Consider the following 13,485-nt stretch of genomic DNA (forward strand, 5'->3'; position numbering starts at 1 on the left):
CTGGCCTAGCCCTTGGAGAGGGCCTTGAGGGCATGCTTGATGCCGTCAGAGACGCTGGCGTCCTTGGGAACCTGCTTCATGGCCAGGCTGGCTTCCTTGTCCGAATAGCCCAGGGCCAGCAGGGCATTGAGGATGTCGGCCGTGGCGTCGCTGTGGACCACGCCGGCGGCGGCGCCCAGGTCGGCACCGAGCTTGCCCTTCAGTTCCAGCAGCAGGCGTTCGGCGGTCTTCTTGCCGATGCCCGGCACGCGGGTCAGGCGACCGGCCTCCTGCAGCGTGACGGCCTGGGCCAGGTCGGCCACCGACATGCCCGAGAGGATGGCCAGCGCGGTACGGGCGCCGACGCCGGAAATCTTGATCAGCTCCTTGAACGTATTGCGTTCCTCGGCGGTCCCAAACCCGAACAGGATGTGGGCATCCTCGCGGATGGCCAGGTGGGTCAGCAGCGTCACCTTCTCGCCCAGCCCGGGCAGGTTGTAGAAGGTACTCATCGGCACCACCACCTCGTAGCCGACGCCCTGGCAATCGACCAGCAGATTCGGGGGGATTTTTTCTAGAAGGATTCCGGAGAGGCGACCGATCATGGCGTCTTTGATGTGCGTGAGCTGCAGCTTCTGTGATAATCCCGGGATGATACAGCACTGTTCGGATAAACAGTATCCAACGATAACAAGCTTGAATAAAGGACAACCATGGCCGGCAGCGCCTTCTTCGCATTGATCGACGACATCGCCACGGTGCTCGACGATGTTTCCCTGATGACCAAGATGGCGGCCAAGAAGACCGCCGGCGTGCTGGGCGACGACCTGGCGCTCAATGCCCAGCAGGTCAGCGGGGTGCGCGCCGAGCGCGAACTGCCGGTGGTGTGGGCGGTCGCCAAGGGCTCGCTGAAGAACAAGGCCATCCTGGTGCCGGCGGCGCTGGCCATCAGCGCCTTCATTCCCTGGGCGGTGACGCCGCTGCTGATGCTGGGTGGCGCCTTCCTGTGCTTCGAGGGCTTCGAGAAACTGGCCCACAAGTACCTGCCGCATGACGAGCAACACCACGAGGTCGCCGCCACCGCGCCCGAGGACGTCGACCCGGTCAGCTACGAGCGCGAGAAGATCAAGGATGCCGTGCGCACCGACTTCATCCTCTCGGCCGAAATCATCGCCATCACGCTGGGCACCGTGGCCGGCGCGCCGCTGCAGCAGCAGATCACGGTGCTGGTGGGCATTGCGCTGATCATGACGGCCGGTGTCTATGGCCTGGTGGCGGGCATCGTCAAGCTCGACGATGGTGGCCTCTATCTGGTGCAACATGCCGGCCCCAGCGCCTGGGGCCGTCTGAAGGCCGTGGTGGGCCGCGCCATCCTGGCAGCGGCGCCGAAGATGATGCGCAGCCTGTCGGTGATCGGCACCGTCGCCATGTTCATGGTGGGCGGCGGCATCCTGACCCATGGCCTGCCCTTCGCGCATCACGCCATCGAAGCGGCAGCGGTTGCCGTAGAGGGCGTTGCGGTGATTGGCCCGGTACTGGGCGCGATTGCCCCTGCGGTATTGAATGCGCTCTTTGGCGTGGTCGCCGGTGCGGTGGTGCTGGTGATAGTGAAGCTGGCGCAGCGCGTGCTGTCGCTCTTCAAGACGAAAAACTAACCGACCAGCCGCCCGCCGCGCATGCGGAGGCCCTTGCGCGCCAGCGCCGGGGCCAACGCTCCCAGGTCGGACAAAACCCCTCCCCCGTGGGCATGGCAGATCGCCACGCCCAGCGCATCGGCGGCGTCGGTGCCCGGCAACCCCGGCAGTTTCAGCAGCCGCGCCACCATTTCCTGCACCTGCGCCTTTTGCGCCCGTCCATGGCCGGCCACGGCCTGCTTGACCTGCAGCGCCGTGTATTCGGCCACCGCCAGGTCGGCCGCCACCAGGGCGCAGATCGCCGCACCCCGAGCCTGCCCCAGCAGCAGCGTGGATTGCGGGTTGACGTTGACGAACACCTTCTCGATGGCAGCACAATCCGGCGCGTAGGTACTGACTACCTCACCTACGCTGGAGAGGATCACCTTGAGCCGGGACGGCAGATCGCCATCCGGCGTCTTGATGGTGCCGGAGGCGACATAGGACAGCGTGTTGCCCTGCTTGTGGATGACCCCGAAACCGGTGGTGCGCAAGCCTGGGTCGATACCGAGGATTTTCATGCCCGCCAGTCTAACCGATCGGACCGACCCAGGCCCTAGAACAACACGCCCTGACCGGGGTCGGCGGTCTTTTTGCGGCCGCGTCGTTGCGTGGTCGCGGGCAGGCCGCTCTTGCGCGAGCCGTGCCTGTCCTGGATGGCGTCGGCTTCCTGACGGGCGACCGGGCTGTGACGGTGGCCATAGAGCGCCTCCTTGGCCTGGGCCAGCGCGCTCTTTTCGTCGACGATGGGTGCGGGATAGGCTGGCGTGCCATATTCCGGCACCCAGCGCCGGACGTACTCACCCAGGGGATCATGGTCCCGCGCCTGCTTGGCCGGCGAATAGATGCGCAAGGTATTGATGCCGGTGGTGCCGGATTGCATCTGCATCTGGCTCCAGTGGATGCCGGGTTCGAAATCCAGGAACTGGCGTGCCAGGAACAATCCCGGCGCGCGCCAATGCAGCCACAGGTGGTAGGCGGCGAAGCTGACCAGCATGGCGCGCATGCGGAAGTTGAGCCAGCCGGTGCTGCATAGCTGGCGCATGCAGGCGTCCACCATGGGATAGCCGGTACGCCCTTCGCACCAGGCATCGAAGCGCTGCTGTGCCAGTACGCCCCACGGCCCGCCATCCCCGGGGCGCAGGCCATCGAGCGAGCGGGCGATATTGCGCCATTCGAGATCGGGCTGGTCTTCCAGCTTCTGCATGAAGTGGCAATGCCAGCGCAGGCGGCTGGAAAAACCGCGCAGACCGTAGGCCAGCTCGCGGTCCGGTGTGTGTTCGATGGCCAGCTCGGTGGCCTGGTGCACGCTGCGCATGGACAGCGTGCCGAAGGACAGGTGCGCGCTGAGACGGCTGCAGGCGTCGGGCGCAGTCAGCGGGCTGGACAGGGCACGCCGGTAATCGCGTCCATCACCGCCGAGAAAGGCGCGCAAGCGCTCCCAGGCATCGGCTTCCCCGGCGGGCGGCTGCAGGCGCGGCGTAGGCAGGCCGAGATCGGCCAGCGTGGGCAGCGGATCGGGCTGCATGCCCGGCGGGGCGCGAAAGCCGGCAGGCATCGCCACCTGCGGCGCCTCCATGCGCTGCAGCCAGCGCGCCGCCCAGCCATCGCGACTGCGCAGGCGGCGGATGACGCCGGTCTGCGGCCATTCCTGCCAGTGGACATACTGGATGCGGCTCCAGCGGCCGACCGAGATATCACGGGCATAGCTCCAGGCGGGGCCGGTTTCTTCGTGGCTGAAGAGATGGGTGACGTTCCATTGACGACGCAGCGCTTCCAGCACCTGCACCGCCTCGCCGATGCGCACCAACAGCGGCATGCCACGCTGTCGTAGCTCGATCTGCAGGGGCTGCAGCGAGCGCAGCAGGAAATCCACGTGGCGCGGATCGCATTCGAAACTCTGCAACCAGGCCGGTTCGATGATGAACAGACCAAAGGCGCGTTCGCACTGTGCCGCCTGCGCCAGCGGTTGATGATCGCGCAGGCGCAGGTCGCGCTTGAACCAGACCAGGCCGACCGACATCAGGACCGCCGCGAGCGCCCTTCCAGGCGCAGGACCAGACGCTGGAGCGCCGGCCGCAGGCGCAGGAAGCCGCGATAGGAGCGCTCCATCAGCCACAGCATCCCGGGCAGGCGCGCCAGGCGGGCCAGCCAGCGCCAGCCCGGCAAGCTCGCCCATAGCTGCACGAAGGCCGCTGCCCCACTGAAGAGCACACCGTCGACGCGCTGTACATGGAAGCGCGCCAGGAGCTGCTCGCGCGTCAGGCCGGATGGCACGGCGGAGCCACGATCGGGCTGGCTGATGTCGCAGAAGCGCAGCGGCGCCTGCTCGCCAAGGCGCTGGTACAGACCGATCTCACGGCGGCAGAGCGGGCAGGCGCCGTCGTAGAGCACGGTCAGCGCATCCTTCTGATTCCCGCTGTTGCGTTCCTCGCCGTCAGCCATCGCAGTGGCCCTCCCGCGCCAGCAGCTCGGCCGCGTCGCGCAGGCCGTGGGTGCTGCGTCGCCACCACTGGGTGAACAGATCGCTGGGCTTGTCCACCGCCGGAAACAGTCCCGGCGGCGCGCTGCATTGCGCCCACAGCGGCAGCCACGGTGCCAGGTGCGGATCAGACTGGCAGCGCACGCTGCGTGCCGCCTTCAAGGCGCGTCCGACGCTGGCGGCGTCGCCGTGCCAGCACGTGGGCGCAAGTTCACGCATGCGCGTGCCGACGAAATCCCAGCGGCGCCGGTTCCACGGCCACAGCAGATGGAAGTCGGAGAGGTACAGCCCCACCACCAGCGTATCGGGTGCGAGATCGGCCGGCAGGTCGCCCAGGCTCCAGGGATGAACCAGCCAGACGTCGCGCCCGGCCACGGCCTGCGGGTCGGGGGCGACGCTATCCAGGCTGGCCGGGGGTGCCGCCAGCAGGGGTGGCTCGGCAATGCGCGGGCAAGCGCGGGCAGTGGCCGCGGGTTCAGGCGCCACCGGATCGGGCTGCAGGGCGATCTGGCCCAGCGCTTCATAGCTGGTGTCGAGCACCGTCCCCGGGCTATGCCAGGGGGCAGGCGCGTACTTGGCCACATTCTCGGCATTGAAGAGATAGGGCTTGTGGCTGCCGGTTCCGGCCACCCACTGCCAGCTCAGGTGATTGCTGGCCAGGTCGCCATCCAGCAGGTGACCGACCATCCAGTCGGCACCGGCGCGCCAGTGCAGCTTGCGCAGATGCACGATATAACTGGCCAGCCACATGCGGGCGTGGTTGTGCAGGGCCCCGGTGGCATACAGGGTGCGCACGGCCTGGTCGATCACCGGCAGCCCGGTGGCGCCCTCGCGGATATCGGCCGGCAACTCACGCGCATAGGCCGACTCCGGCAGCGGACCGGGATGCAGCGAATCGAAGATGCGGGCGCCACGGCGCGCCCAGACATAGCGGTAGAACGCGCGCCAGCCCAGTTCATAGACGAACTTGTGCTGCACCTCCAGCGCATGGCGCGCGCAGACGCCAGCCAGCACCTCGCGCAACGTGACCATGCCATGGGTGAGGTAAGGCGACAGCCCCGTCACGGCACCCTCCAGGCTGTTGCGGGTGCGGGCATAGGCCCCCGGGCGCACGGCGGCGATGCACTGGCGGGCGGCGGCCAGGGTGGGCAGCGCAGGGGTCGCCAGGACTTGCGGCGCGGCTTGCGCCGCTTCTTCCGGTGACACGGCATCCAGCACCAGGTCGAATTGGTGTTTGCGGTACATGACTCGACTCCTCAGGAAGCAGCGTGGGCAGGCTTGCGGCGACAGGCGTCGGAACAGTATTTGACGTCATCCCAGTTCCTGGCCCACTTGCGCCGCCAGGTCATGGGCAAGCCGCAGACGGCGCAGGGCTTGCTAGGGCCTGTTCACACTAAATCTGTGAGTGCGAGAGGTCGTCAAGCGTTGCCTGCCTAGGCGCAGCGACGCGCCGTAGTGGTGCTACGGCAAGGAGCTGCAACAACGGCAGGCGACGCTTGACGGCCTCTCCCGGAGGGTTGCGCCCAGAAGGCGCGCTGGCGGCGTTGCCCGGCAAGGCTGGTGGCACCACCACCAGCCTTGCCGTGCGCCTTGCCACCACGCCTTCTGGGCGCAACGCATCTCACAGATTTAGTGTGAACAGGCCCTAGGCAAATGCGCCTTGTTGCCGCGATGAGCGATGGCCTGGCGGGTGGATTTCATGACTCAGGATTGTACGCAATAAATGGTTCAACCTTGATTCAAAGCCGCGATTTATCGCCTATACTCTGCGTCATTCCTGATTCAACGAGAGAGATCATGAGCACAGACCAGCCGCAGCAGTCCGCCCCTCCCGCAGACCAACCCGCGACCGAGTCATTGCGCCGCACCGGGGCCGTGGCCCGCATGTTGCGCATGCCGGTGGCGACCCTGCGCGTGTGGGAGCGTCGTTATGCGCTGACCCAGGGCAAGCTCTCGCCCAGCGGGCAGCGCCTCTATTCGGAGGCCGATGTGCGGCGCCTGGCCTTGATCCGACAGTTGACCGAGCTCGGTCATGCCATCGGGAGCCTGGCCGGGCTGGACATGGAGCAGTTGCAACAGGTCGCGGCCACCCATGCCGAACTGCACGCCGTACGCCCCACCCCACCGCAGACGGTGCAGGGCCAGTGGCGGGTGGCGGTGATCGGCGCCACCCTGGCGCAGCGGCTGGACAAGCCAGGCCTGCTCCAGCGCCTGGGCCGTCCGCTGCAGTTGCTGGGACCCTTCGAGAGTGTCCAGCAGGCCGCCCTGAGCCTGAAACGGGAAGAGGTCGACGCCCTGCTGCTGCACGAGCCGCAGTTGCATGCCGGGTGGCTGGGGGCGCTGGAGAGTTCGGCACCGGCCTTGAGTGGCTTGCCGATGGCGGTGCTGTATGGCTTTGCCAGCGAAGCAGTATGCGAGACGCTGGCGGCGGTAGGCATCAGCCTGCTGAGGGCGCCGCAACCCGATGTGGTGATCCTGCAATGGCTGCGCGCACTGATGGCGCTGACGGTGCCGGCACGCAGCGAACCGGCCTGGTCGCAGCAGGCGCCGGTGGCACGCCGCTGGAGCGACAATGAGTTGATCGCCTTCGCCAACCGGTCCACCACGGTGGCCTGCGAGTGCCCGCGCCATGTGGCGGAGTTACTGATGCAGCTATCGCAGTTCGAGCGTTACAGCGCGCAGTGCGCCAATCGCAACGAGGCCGATGCGCAGTTGCACCAGTACCTGCAGCAATTGACCACGGAATCGCGCCAGCGCTTCGAAATGGCGCTGAGCCGGATTGCGATGCATGAGGGCCTGGTTCCGGAGCAATCCTGAGCGCAGGCGACCACGCAGACAACAGCGCAGGCAAACCGAACCCACCAACAAGAACGCCCGGCATAGGGCCGGGCGTTCCTGTTTAAAGCATGCAGATGATCAGTGACGGAAGTGACGGGTTCCGGTCAGCAGCATCACCACGTCGCGCTCGTTGGCGGCGTCGATCACTTCCTGGTCGCGCATGGAGCCACCCGGATGGATGACGCAGGTGGCACCGGCATCGACCACCACGTCCAGGCCGTCACGGAACGGGAAGAAGGCGTCGGAGGCCACGGCAGAACCCGCCAGGGTCAGGCCGGCATTCTGCGCCTTGATCGAGGCGATGCGGGCGGAGTCGATGCGGCTCATCTGGCCGGCGCCGACACCGAGGGTCATGCCATTGCCGCAGAACACGATGGCATTGGACTTGACGAACTTGGCCACGCGCCAGGCGAACATCAGGTCCTGCAACTGCTGCTGGGTCGGCTGCTTCTTGCTGACCACCTTCACATCGGCCAGCAGCACGTTCTTGGCGTCCGGCGACTGCACCAGCAGGCCACCACCGACGCGCTTGAAGTCGTAGCCGTTCAAGTCATTGCCCAGCGGGATTTCCAGCAGGCGCACGTTCTGCTTGGCAGCGAAGATCTGCTTGGCCTGGGCGCTGAAGGACGGGGCGATCAACACTTCCAGGAACTGCTTGGCCACCGCTTCGGCGGCAGCCGCATCCACTTCGCGGTTGAAGGCGATGATGCCGCCGAAGGCCGAGGTCGGGTCGGTCTGCAGGGCCTTGCTGTAGGCTTCCAGCGGGTTGGCGCCGATAGCCACGCCGCAGGGATTGGCGTGCTTGATGATGACGCAGGCGGCTTCCGTGGCCGGGTCGAAGCTCTTGACGCATTCCCACGCCGCATCGGCATCGGCGATGTTGTTGAAGGACAGTTCCTTGCCCTGCAGCTGGGTGTAGTTGGCCAGGGCACCCTCGACCTTCTTGATGTCGCGGTAGAAGGCGGCGCTCTGGTGCGGGTTTTCACCATAGCGCATGTCCTGGACCTTCTCAAAGTGAAGGTTCAGGGTAGCCGGGTAGGCGCTGCGGGTGGTGTGCTGCTGGTCTTCGCCCAGGGAGGTGAAGTAATTGGTAATGGCGCCGTCGTATTGCGCAGTGTGGGCAAAGACCTTCTTGGCCAGCGCGAAGCGCTTTTCATAGGGCAGGTCGCCGCCCGACTTCAGCTCGGCCAGCACGCCTTCGTAGTCGGTCGGGTCGCAGATGACGATCACGTCCTTATGGTTCTTGGCCGAGGAACGCAGCATGGCCGGGCCGCCGATGTCGATGTTCTCGATGGCGTCTTCCAGGGAGCACTCTTGCTTGGCAACGGTCTGCTGGAACGGGTACAGGTTCACCACCACCATGTCGATGGTGGGGATGCCGTGCTGATCCAGGGCCGCCACGTGCTCGGGGAAATCACGACGCGCCAGGATGCCGCCATGCACCTTGGGATGCAGCGTCTTGACGCGGCCATCCAGCATTTCCGGGAAACCGGTGTAGTCGGCCACTTCGGTGACCGGCACGCCATTGTCGGCCAGCAGCTTGGCGGTGCCGCCGGTGGACAGGATGTTGACGCCCATGGCGGACAGCGCGCGCGCGAATTCGAGCACGCCTGCCTTGTCGGATACGGAAATGAGTGCTTGTTTGATCATGGTAGGCAAGACTGGTAAGGGAAAGGAAACCTGAAAACCGTGGAAGGAAGCTGCACCCCTGCATGAACCGGCCCCCTGCACTGCGGCGCCGGCCTCGTGCAGGCTACAGCAGGCCGTGCTGCTGCAGCTTCTTGCGCAGCGTATTGCGGTTGATGCCGAGGATTTCGGCGGCCTGGGACTGATTGCCCTCGGCGCGCGCCATCACGGTCTCGAAGACCGGTTTTTCGACCGTGGCCAGCACCATGTCGTAGACATTGGTGGGAAGTTGCTCACCGAGATCCCGGAAATACTTTTCCAGGCTCTTCTTGACGACATCCTCGATACTTTCTTTGCTCATGGCGTTGCTGCTTCTGTTTTTTTCCGGTGAGGCCACTGCCGGCGACGCTCGCTGTTGTGAACTGCGCGCCTGCCTGCGTGACCTGCCGTGTTGTTGATCAATTGCGCGCAAGGCGCATCCGATACCCGGTACCCCAAGCCCGATCTCCGTCCCTGCCGGGCGGTCGGGCCATTGCTCGTTCGCTCAGGCGGCCAGGGCCACCTCATCCACCAGACCGTATTGCAGACGTTCGCCGTGCGCTGCCTGGTCGGCGAAGAACTGCCGCACCGCCTGCAACTGCTGGTTGCAGTCTTCGATGCGATTCATGCCGCGACGGAACTGCTCGCCGCCGGCCAGTTCGCGCACATACCAGCCGATATGCTTGCGCGCCGTGCGCACGCCCAGGTAGTCGCCATAGAACGCGTAATGGGCCTGCAGGTGTTCATCCATCAGCTGCACGACCTCGCTCACCAGCGGCGCCGGCAGGTGTTCGCCGGTCTGCAGGAAGTGGTCGATCTCGCGGAAGATCCAGGGCCGCCCCTGTGCGGCGCGGCCGACCATGACGGCATCAGCCCCGGTGATGCGCAGGACCTCGCGCGCCTTCTCGGGCGTGGTGATGTCGCCATTGGCCACCACCGGAATGCTGACGGCAGCCTTCACGGCGGCGATGGTCTCGTACTCGGCATGGCCGCTGTAGCCGTCGGCGCGGGTGCGACCGTGCAGCGTCAGCATGGCGATGCCGGCCGCCTGGGCGCGGGCGGCGATCTTCAGCGCGTTCTTGTTGGCGCGGTCCCAGCCGGTGCGGAATTTCAGCGTCACCGGCACGTCCACCGCCGACACCACCGCATCCAGGATGCGCGCCACCAGTTCCTCGTCCTGCAGCAGGGCTGAACCGCACCAGCTGTTGCAGACCTTCTTGACCGGGCAGCCCATGTTGATGTCGATGACCTGGGCGCCGCGCTCGACGTTGTACTTCGCGCAATCGGCCAGCATGGCGGGATCGGCCCCGGCGATCTGCACCGCCTTGGGTTCCATCTCGCCATCGTGGTTGATGCGGCGCGAGGTCTTCTCGCTATGCCACAGCCGCGGATCGGAGGCCGCCATCTCGGACACGGCATACCCTGCCCCCAGTTGCTTGCACAACTGGCGGAATGGACGGTCGGTCACGCCCGCCATGGGAGCGACGAACACGTTGTTTCGCAGGGAGTAAGGCCCAATGTTCACGACGTGGATCAGGGGGAGGTACGGGGAAGGGCGCTATTTTAGCGCGATTGACGGCCTCGCCCAACAAGAATCGGGCGCGGTTACATCTTTGGGGCTGATTATTTATTGGGCAAAATCAATTGTTGGCAGTATGCCAATCCTGATTGCCATCCTGCAAGAATCCGGGCCGCGGGGCCCGGGGTGGTCATCAGCGGTCGACCTCGTCCAGTGTCTCGCGCTGGAGGTGACCGATCTCGCCCCAGGAACGGATATGGGCGCGTTGGCCATCCCAGTGCAGGCGGTTGACGCTGGCGTTGAAGATGTCGAAGTTGCGCGGCTGGGCGAAGGAGCTCTGGCTGGCCCAGTGATGGATGCACTCCAGCACGCCGCCATGGGTGACGATGGCCACCTTGCGGTACGGGCCCGAGGCCAGTACCCGCTGCACCGCCGCGACCGAGCGCTCGTAGAACTCGCGCATGGTCTCGGCGATACGCTCGCCGGCCGGGTAGCGGAAGTCCGGCTCGCGGGCTTTCCACTGCCGATAGGCCTCGGGATAGCGCGCCTCGATCTCCACATGGCGCAGACCTTCGAAGGCGCCATAGCAGCGCTCGCGCAAGCCGGTATCGATGGCCACCTGCCGTCCGCTGGCCTGGGCCACCGCCTGCGCGGTGTCGCGGGCGCGCTGCAGGTCGCTGGCAAAGATGGCGTCGACGCCCTCCTCGGCCAGCAACTCGCCCAGTGCCAGGACCTGGCGCTGGCCGGCCTGGTTCAGGGGAATGTCGATATGCCCTTGCAGGCGTTTGTCCACGTTCCAGTCGGTTTCGCCGTGGCGGATCAGCAGGATGTCGGTCATGCGAGGTTTCAGGTGCGCGGTATGGCGCTGGGGTTGAGGGTGTACAGGCCGGTGAGGGAGGCCTGCGCCAGGACATGGTCACGCAGCGCGGTCACCACCACCGAGCCTTCCAGGTTGCCGGCCACCGGCAGCTGCTCCACATCCAGTGCATACAAGGTGAAGATGTAGCGGTGTACCAGCGCATCGTTCCACGGCGGGCAGGGGCCGTCGTAGCCGAAGTAGTCGCCGCGCATGTCGCCGTCGCCGGCGAACCAGCCGGTGTAGTCGTTGATGCCCTGGCGCGCACCGGGCATGACGTCGCCCAGCACCGCCGGACCCGGCTTGCCGCGTGCGGTCACGCCGCTGCTGAACTGGCCGGCCTTGATCTGGCTGACACTGGCCGGAATGTCCACCAGGGTCCAGTGATAGAAATCCACTCGCGGCAGTTCCAGCGGCACGGTCTTGCCTTCCTGGTTGACCTCGTCGCCACGCGAAGGCACGTCCGGGTCATGCACCACCAGCGCCAGCGACCTGGTGCCGGCCGGCAGATCGCTCCAGGCGAAGTGCGGGTTCCGGTTGGCCGACAGCGCGACATGGGTCTTGGGGTCCATCACCGCGAAGGCGAACTCGCCGGGGATGTTGCTACCGTCCTTGAAAGAATCGCTCCAGAATTTCATATCACCTCCTAAAGTAAGGCCACATTCAACACGCTTTGCAAATTCATTTGGGGACGTCCGGCCCGGCTTCAAGCCGGACCGAGGTTCATGACACCAACGCCGGAGGCTTCACCTGCAGCCAGAAAGTGACCGGCCCGTCGTTGGTCAGCGACACTTTCATGTCGGCGCCAAAACGGCCGGTGCCGACCTTTTCCTGTCCATGCTGCACCCGCGCCTGCGCCACGAAGTGCTCAAACAGCTGCCGTCCCAGTTCGGGCGCGGCCGCTGGCGTGAAGGAGGGGCGTGTGCCAGAATGGGTATCGGCGGCCAACGTGAACTGCGGGATCAACAACAGGCCGCCTTGCACGTCGACAACACTGCGATTCATCTTGCCTGCCTCGTCGCTGAAGACGCGATAGGCCAGCAGCTTCTTGAGCAAGGCATCGGCCTGCACCACGCCGTCATGGCGTTCGGCGCAGACCAATACCATCAGGCCGGGGCCGATGGCGCCCAGCGTCTGGCCGTCCACCACCACCGCGGCCTGGCTGACCCGCTGCAACAGGGCAATCATGCGCGCACCAGCTTACGCCAGGGTGACGCGGGCAAACTTGCGCTTGCCGACCTGCACCACGCACTGGCCGGCCTCGACCTTCAAACCCTTGTCGCTGATGACGGTGCCGTCGATGCGCACGCCGCCCTGCTCCACCATGCGCAGCGCTTCCGAGGTGGAAGCACACAGGTTGGCCTGCTTGAGCAACTGGCCGATGCCCAGCGGCGCGCCCGACAGCGAGACCTCGGGGATGTCATCGGGGATGCCGCCCTTGGAGCGGTTCACGAAGTCGGCCAGCGCGTCCTCGGCGGCCTGCTGCGAATGGAAGCGGGCCACGATTTCCTGGGCCAGGGCGACCTTGATGTCGCGCGGGTTGCGGTCGCCCTCGACCTCGGTCTTGAAGGCAGCGATCTCGGCGATGGAGCGGAACGACAGCAGGTCGTAGTAGCGCCACATCATCACGTCGGAAATGCTCATCACCTTGGCGAACATGGTGTTGGCCGGCTCGGTGATGCCGATGTAGTTGCCCTTGGACTTGGACATCTTTTCCACGCCGTCCAGGCCTTCCAGCAGCGGCATGGTCAGGATGCACTGCGGCTCCTGGCCGAAATCCTTCTGCAGTTCGCGCCCCACCAGCAGGTTGAATTTCTGGTCGGTGCCGCCCAGTTCCAGGTCGGACTTGAGGGCTACCGAGTCGTAGCCCTGCATCAGCGGGTAGAGGAATTCATGCACCGAGATCGGCGTGCCTTCCTTGAAGCGCTTGGTGAAGTCATCGCGCTCCATCATGCGCGCCACGGTGTAGCGCGAGGCCAGCTGGATCATGCCGCGGCTGCCCAGGGCATCGCACCATTCGGAGTTGTAGCGGATCTCGGTCTTGCTGGCGTCCAGCACCAGGCTGGCCTGGGCGAAATAGGTCTTGGCGTTGATCTCGATCTGCTCGCGCGACAGCGGCGGACGGGTCGCGTTGCGGCCAGAAGGGTCGCCGATCATCGAGGTGAAGTCGCCGATCAGGAAGATCACCTGATGCCCCAGGTTCTGCAACTGGCGCATCTTGTTCAGGACCACCGTGTGGCCCAGGTGCAGGTCAGGCGCGGTCGGGTCCAGTCCCAGCTTGATGCGCAGCGGCTGGCCGCTCTGCTCGGCACGCGCCAGCTTCTGCGCGAATTCGCTTTCGATGAGCAGCTCATCGATACCGCGTTTGGTGATGGCCAGCGCCTCCTGGACCTGGTCGGAAAGGGGCAGTTTGGAGGGGGCAGCGGAAGGCGCGGAGGAAGTGGACTGGTCGGCGTTCATCGATATAACTAAA

General features: G+C 65.7%; 14 protein-coding genes and 1 pseudogene. 2 read left to right on the forward strand and 13 right to left on the reverse strand.

Annotation, left to right across the window (positions count from 1 at the left end):
* Window positions 1-5: 5 nt before the first annotated feature.
* A complete protein-coding gene (ruvA, locus tag I5R65_RS12275; protein ID WP_180667865.1) occupies window positions 6-584 on the reverse strand; it encodes a Holliday junction branch migration protein RuvA in 579 nt (192 codons plus the stop codon).
* Between the two features lie 108 nt (window positions 585-692).
* Between ruvA and I5R65_RS12280 the strand changes: the two genes are divergently transcribed.
* A complete protein-coding gene (locus tag I5R65_RS12280; RefSeq protein ID WP_180667867.1) occupies window positions 693-1,634 on the forward strand; it encodes a DUF808 domain-containing protein in 942 nt (313 codons plus the stop codon).
* Here I5R65_RS12280 and ruvC read toward each other — a convergent pair.
* The 5 genes and pseudogenes from ruvC to I5R65_RS12305 form a co-directional block, all read right to left on the reverse strand.
* The gene (gene ruvC, locus I5R65_RS12285) at window positions 1,631-2,173 is read right to left on the reverse strand and encodes a crossover junction endodeoxyribonuclease RuvC (protein ID WP_180667869.1); all 543 of its coding nucleotides are present in this window, start codon (window positions 2,171-2,173) and stop codon (window positions 1,631-1,633) included. The two genes, I5R65_RS12280 and ruvC, sit on opposite strands and share 4 nt — an antisense overlap.
* A gap of 35 nt (window positions 2,174-2,208) precedes the next feature.
* Window positions 2,209-3,675, reverse strand: a complete 1,467-nt coding sequence (locus I5R65_RS12290; RefSeq protein WP_180667871.1) for an FAD-binding domain-containing protein — start codon at window positions 3,673-3,675, stop codon at window positions 2,209-2,211.
* On the reverse strand, window positions 3,675-4,097 hold the full coding sequence (locus tag I5R65_RS12295; RefSeq protein WP_180667872.1) for a thiol-disulfide oxidoreductase DCC family protein: 423 nt from the start codon (window positions 4,095-4,097) through the stop codon (window positions 3,675-3,677). The genes I5R65_RS12290 and I5R65_RS12295 overlap by 1 nt, the downstream gene beginning before the upstream one ends.
* Complete coding sequence (locus I5R65_RS12300; RefSeq protein WP_180667874.1) at window positions 4,090-5,379, reverse strand: FAD-binding domain-containing protein; 1,290 nt, start codon at window positions 5,377-5,379, stop codon at window positions 4,090-4,092. Before I5R65_RS12300 ends, I5R65_RS12295 begins: the two co-directional genes overlap by 8 nt.
* Before the next feature lie 11 nt (window positions 5,380-5,390).
* Window positions 5,391-5,516 (reverse strand): annotated as a pseudogene (locus tag I5R65_RS12305) (DUF2256 domain-containing protein); the annotation flags it as partial.
* 415 nt (window positions 5,517-5,931) lie between these two features.
* On the opposite strand from I5R65_RS12305, the gene I5R65_RS12310 reads away from it, so the two are divergent.
* Window positions 5,932-6,951: a MerR family transcriptional regulator gene (locus I5R65_RS12310; protein WP_180667877.1), complete on the forward strand. Its 1,020-nt coding sequence runs from the start codon at window positions 5,932-5,934 to the stop codon at window positions 6,949-6,951.
* Between the two features lie 99 nt (window positions 6,952-7,050).
* Here I5R65_RS12310 and purH read toward each other — a convergent pair whose 3' ends face one another.
* The 7 genes from purH to tyrS all read right to left on the reverse strand — a co-directional run bounded on the left by purH (window position 7,051) and on the right by tyrS (window position 13,472).
* Window positions 7,051-8,622, reverse strand: a complete 1,572-nt coding sequence (gene purH / locus I5R65_RS12315; protein ID WP_180667879.1) for a bifunctional phosphoribosylaminoimidazolecarboxamide formyltransferase/IMP cyclohydrolase — start codon at window positions 8,620-8,622, stop codon at window positions 7,051-7,053.
* Between the two features lie 103 nt (window positions 8,623-8,725).
* Entirely contained in the window at window positions 8,726-8,959 is a 234-nt protein-coding gene (locus I5R65_RS12320) for a Fis family transcriptional regulator (protein WP_006463627.1), read from the reverse strand.
* A 183-nt stretch (window positions 8,960-9,142) separates the two neighbouring features.
* Window positions 9,143-10,162, reverse strand: a complete 1,020-nt coding sequence (gene dusB, locus I5R65_RS12325) for a tRNA dihydrouridine synthase DusB (RefSeq protein ID WP_180667881.1) — start codon at window positions 10,160-10,162, stop codon at window positions 9,143-9,145.
* A gap of 187 nt (window positions 10,163-10,349) precedes the next feature.
* Entirely contained in the window at window positions 10,350-10,994 is a 645-nt protein-coding gene (locus I5R65_RS12330; protein ID WP_180667882.1) for a histidine phosphatase family protein, read from the reverse strand.
* 8 nt (window positions 10,995-11,002) lie between these two features.
* Window positions 11,003-11,650, reverse strand: coding sequence for a YbhB/YbcL family Raf kinase inhibitor-like protein (locus I5R65_RS12335; protein WP_180667884.1), 648 nt, complete (start codon window positions 11,648-11,650; stop codon window positions 11,003-11,005).
* 85 nt (window positions 11,651-11,735) lie between these two features.
* The gene (gene dtd, locus I5R65_RS12340; protein ID WP_180667886.1) at window positions 11,736-12,200 is read right to left on the reverse strand and encodes a D-aminoacyl-tRNA deacylase; all 465 of its coding nucleotides are present in this window, start codon (window positions 12,198-12,200) and stop codon (window positions 11,736-11,738) included.
* Window positions 12,201-12,212: 12 nt separating this feature from the next.
* On the reverse strand, window positions 12,213-13,472 hold the full coding sequence (gene tyrS / locus I5R65_RS12345) for a tyrosine--tRNA ligase (protein WP_180667888.1): 1,260 nt from the start codon (window positions 13,470-13,472) through the stop codon (window positions 12,213-12,215).
* Window positions 13,473-13,485: the final 13 nt, after the last annotated feature.

Source organism: Herbaspirillum sp. AP02, from assembly GCF_015767275.1.
In the GTDB taxonomy this organism is placed as follows: Bacteria; Pseudomonadota; Gammaproteobacteria; order Burkholderiales; family Burkholderiaceae_D; genus Herbaspirillum.

What these genes read in the sequence shown, in the direction of transcription:
- ruvA (WP_180667865.1), bottom strand. Translation starts at nt 584, where the DNA reads ATGATCGGTCGCCTCTCCGGAATCCTTCTAGAAAAAATCCCCCCGAAT.
- dtd (WP_180667886.1), bottom strand. Translation starts at nt 12,200, where the DNA reads ATGATTGCCCTGTTGCAGCGGGTCAGCCAGGCCGCGGTGGTGGTGGAC.
- I5R65_RS12320 (WP_006463627.1), bottom strand. Translation starts at nt 8,959, where the DNA reads ATGAGCAAAGAAAGTATCGAGGATGTCGTCAAGAAGAGCCTGGAAAAG.
- I5R65_RS12330 (WP_180667882.1), bottom strand. Translation starts at nt 10,994, where the DNA reads ATGACCGACATCCTGCTGATCCGCCACGGCGAAACCGACTGGAACGTG.
- ruvC (WP_180667869.1), bottom strand. Translation starts at nt 2,173, where the DNA reads ATGAAAATCCTCGGTATCGACCCAGGCTTGCGCACCACCGGTTTCGGG.
- I5R65_RS12335 (WP_180667884.1), bottom strand. Translation starts at nt 11,650, where the DNA reads ATGAAATTCTGGAGCGATTCTTTCAAGGACGGTAGCAACATCCCCGGC.
- I5R65_RS12290 (WP_180667871.1), bottom strand. Translation starts at nt 3,675, where the DNA reads ATGTCGGTCGGCCTGGTCTGGTTCAAGCGCGACCTGCGCCTGCGCGAT.
- I5R65_RS12300 (WP_180667874.1), bottom strand. Translation starts at nt 5,379, where the DNA reads ATGTACCGCAAACACCAATTCGACCTGGTGCTGGATGCCGTGTCACCG.
- purH (WP_180667879.1), bottom strand. Translation starts at nt 8,622, where the DNA reads ATGATCAAACAAGCACTCATTTCCGTATCCGACAAGGCAGGCGTGCTC.
- I5R65_RS12310 (WP_180667877.1), top strand. Translation starts at nt 5,932, where the DNA reads ATGAGCACAGACCAGCCGCAGCAGTCCGCCCCTCCCGCAGACCAACCC.
- I5R65_RS12295 (WP_180667872.1), bottom strand. Translation starts at nt 4,097, where the DNA reads ATGGCTGACGGCGAGGAACGCAACAGCGGGAATCAGAAGGATGCGCTG.
- I5R65_RS12280 (WP_180667867.1), top strand. Translation starts at nt 693, where the DNA reads ATGGCCGGCAGCGCCTTCTTCGCATTGATCGACGACATCGCCACGGTG.
- tyrS (WP_180667888.1), bottom strand. Translation starts at nt 13,472, where the DNA reads ATGAACGCCGACCAGTCCACTTCCTCCGCGCCTTCCGCTGCCCCCTCC.